Here is a 3,495-nt window from a genome sequence, read left to right on the forward strand (position 1 = left end):
GCGTGTAGACCAACCAGGCCTCGGCCGTGCCCGCTGCGGTCGGGCGCAGGTCGTCGGGGATCTTGACGGTGAAGGTGCGCGGTGCTTCGCGCGTGGCCTTTTGATAGTCCGTGCCCTGGATGCGGGTCACGTAGTTGTGCACCTCGCGCGAGTCGACCACCGGCCCGTCGAAGCCGAAGTTGTCCCAGTGGTGCAGGTAGTAATAGACGTTGTCCTTCGGCGTGTTGTAGCCAAAGTCCACCCACAGCAATTCATAGTCGGCCGGCGGCAGGCTGTAGGGCGCATAGCTCGCATTGATGACGCTGAGGCCGTCGATGTAGACCTGGATGTCGCCGGTGCCCACGCGCACGTCGAAACTGCGACGCACGTTCGTGAACGCCTGGCGCCCGACCTGGTCCATGGCGACCTTGGCGATGTTGTGCAAGACGCCCTGCATGTCCATCATGCTGACGCTGAACTCCTCACCGGCGGCTCGCAGGCGCAGGATGCCCGCCGGCAGCCCCAGGTCGCCCTCCTGGTCGAAGAAGCTCGCGTGGCCCGTCAGTTCGGTGGGCACGGGGTTGAGATCGAGGTACCACACCGAGCGATTGCTCAGCGGCGAGTCCATGTCGAAGACGATGCGGCGATGGGCACCCTGCTCGATGCGGATCTTCTTGCGGAACCTCTGCGCGGTCTGTGAGCGGTCTCCGGCGCTGACCCAGTCGGGCAAGGTGCCCTGCACGGTGTGCGCATGGAATTGATCGTTGACGAAGAACAGATTGAAGCGCGGGTCGGTGGACACCATCTGCGCGTTGTTCCAGTTCTTCTCGTCGGCGGCGCCCAGCGGAAGATTGAAGTCGTCGAAATGGGTCAGGCTCGCGCGCAGCGCATTGACTCGCGTGGCGTCACCGCCGTTGAACGCGATCTCCGTGGCATTGCTGGTGATCTTGCCTCGTGCGCTCAGGCGCTGCACACGCACCTGGTAGGCGCGGTCGTTGTCCAGCGGCTGGATCTGCACGCGGCGATTGGCGGTGACGAGCCACTTGGCACCCGCCGGCAGTTCCAGCTTGCTCACCGGCGCAGCGGCGGCACTGGGTGAGCCGGTGACCGTGGCCCACGCCGTCGATGCCAGTGAAGAGAGCCGGCTCGTTGCCGAGGTTGATGCAGATGCCGCACGCTTCTTTTCGTTCAGCGCGCGCGCGAGCGGGCTGTCCGGACTCAGGCACAGCCCTTCGGAATCCACGTCGGACAGGATCTGCGCCTTCGCCGAGGCTGCGCTCGCCGTTTGCGGCCACCACACCACCAGGAAGCCCGCGTCGTCGTCGGACGATCCGGACATGGTCCAGAACTGGCCCACCAGGTCATTGGCCTGGTAGTCCATCTCGACCGTCGCGACCCGGTCGTCGCGGTACACGCGAACGACCGGTGCGACGGCCAGCGGGCCAGAAGGCGCCGGCGCGGGGCTCGGCGATGGGGCGGGGACCGGTGGAGCTGGCGCTGGGGCCGGGCCCGGTGCAGGCGCGGGCGCCGGACTGGGGGCCGGTGCGGGTGAAGGAGAAGGGCCCGGTGCAGGTGCAGGTGCCGGTGCCGGCGCAGGGACCGGACCCGGTGCAGGCGCACCACCGACGGGCCCGTTGCCTTCGGCCCCTCCCCCACCACAGGCTGCCAGTGCCACTGCGGTCAAGAGACAAAGAAGTTGGTTCTGTCTGGTGGCTGTCAGCGACTTCATGGATGGTTCTCCTCCGGGTGTTCTGTGACTGAGCGCTCGGGCCCTTGAAGGGCTCTGGGAGTCTGCGCAGCGGCGATTCCAATTGATTCCAATATATTGACTAACACGCGTTAGGAAATAACTAACTCGTGTCAGATGTGTACGTCTGTCACCGTCCAGCGAGTGCCGAGGAGCACACCGTGCACTGGCGCTGCTGCCCTTGATGGGCTCTTGGCGATCAGGGGAGCGCTTGGGACAGGGCCGGGCGTGGCACGCAAGCGCGCAGGGTTGCGCGCTGAGCCGGAATCGGATCAAGCCGCATGCGGAAGCTGCAGGTCGAGGGCCGGGACGCGGCGTTGCAATGCGTTACCTTGGCTGTCGAACAGATGCAGTGCAGCGGCGGGCAACGCAATCGCCAGCAGCTGGCCCGCCTCGGCATGGGCATGGCCGGGAGCCTTGACAACCAGCGGCTCGTTGGCGACGCTGGTGTGGAGGTAGAGGTAGGTCGACTCGCCGAGCCGCTCCTGCCACTGCACCTGGCGCACGACGTGCTGTGTGGCGGTGCCGAGCTCGGCATGCTCGGGGCGCAGGCCGACCGTGACGGCCTGCCCGGGCTGCAACGCGCTGGCATCGACCAGCACATCGATTTCTTCGCTGCTGTTCAGGCGCACGCGCGCGCGGTCGGCGCGGCCCTCCACCAGCACGCCGGGCAGGAAGTTCATCTTCGGCGAACCCATGAAGCCGGCGACGAAGGTGTTGCGCGGGCTGTGATACAGCTCGAGCGGCGTGCCGCATTGCGCCACGCTGCCTTCGCGTGCCACCGCGTCGCCGGTATTGAGCAGCAGGATGCGGTCTGCCAGCGTCATGGCCTCGACCTGGTCGTGCGTGACGTAGACCGTGCTCGCGCGGCCGAAATCGCGATGGATCTTCGCGATCTCGAATCGCGTCTGCACGCGCAGCGCAGCGTCGAGGTTCGACAAGGGTTCATCGAACAGGAACACGCCTGGTTCGCGCACGATGGCGCGGCCGATCGCGACGCGCTGGCGCTGCCCGCCGGAAAGCGCCTTGGGTTTGCGGTCGAGCAGGTGTTCGAGCTGCAGCACGCGGGCGGCCTGCAGCACCTTGGCGTGGATCGTCGCCTTGTCGAGCCTGGCCAGGCGCATGCCGAAAGCCACGTTGTCGTAGACGGTCAGGTGGGGAAACAGCGCGTAGCTCTGGAACACCATCGCCACACCCCGGCCCGCCGGCGGCACGTCGTTCATGCGATGCCCACCGATCAGCAAGTCGCCGGCACTGATCTCCTCCAGCCCCGCGATCATCCGCAGCAGCGTCGACTTGCCGCAACCCGACGGTCCGACGAAGACGCAGAATTCGCCCTGCGCGACGTGCAGGCTCACGTCGCGGAGCACGTCCGCGCCAGCGCCGTAGGTCTTGGAGACCGATTGAAGCTCGATGCCGGCCATGCAGGCGCTCCTGTCAGTTCTTCACGAGCTGGTTGGCCTGCGCGTTGGCTGCCTTCAGCGCTGAAGCCGCATCTGCCTTGCCGATGAGCACCGATTCGATGGCCCCGGTCATCACGTCGTTGATCTCCGAACCGCGGTCGGCGATCGGGGTGAGGAAGGTCCTGGACTGCGCCATCGTCAGAAAGGCCGATGAGTCGACGCCCTTCTTCTGCTGTGCTTCGATCGCCTTTTCGGCCATGCCCTTGATGGCCGGAAAGACCACGCCGTAGTTCGCGACCACCCCCTGGCAGTCGGCCGAGCCGAGGTACTTGACCCACTTCCAGGCTTCTTCCTTGACCTTGGAGC

Annotated in this window: 2 protein-coding genes and 1 pseudogene; all 3 read right to left on the bottom strand. The window is 66.2% G+C overall.

What is annotated here, in order from left to right; genetic code table 11:
* Window positions 1-1,393 (bottom strand): hypothetical protein (locus AC1D01_RS25660; RefSeq protein ID WP_477871388.1); only part of this gene is annotated, 1,393 nt, incomplete at its 3' end.
* A gap of 605 nt (window positions 1,394-1,998) precedes the next feature.
* Window positions 1,999-3,150, bottom strand: coding sequence for an ABC transporter ATP-binding protein (locus AC1D01_RS25665; RefSeq protein WP_477871390.1), 1,152 nt, complete (start codon window positions 3,148-3,150; stop codon window positions 1,999-2,001).
* Between the two features lie 13 nt (window positions 3,151-3,163).
* A pseudogene (locus AC1D01_RS25670) lies at window positions 3,164-3,495 on the bottom strand (ABC transporter substrate-binding protein); the annotation flags it as partial.

It is taken from the genome of Rhizobacter sp. P3_B12 (assembly GCF_056402895.1).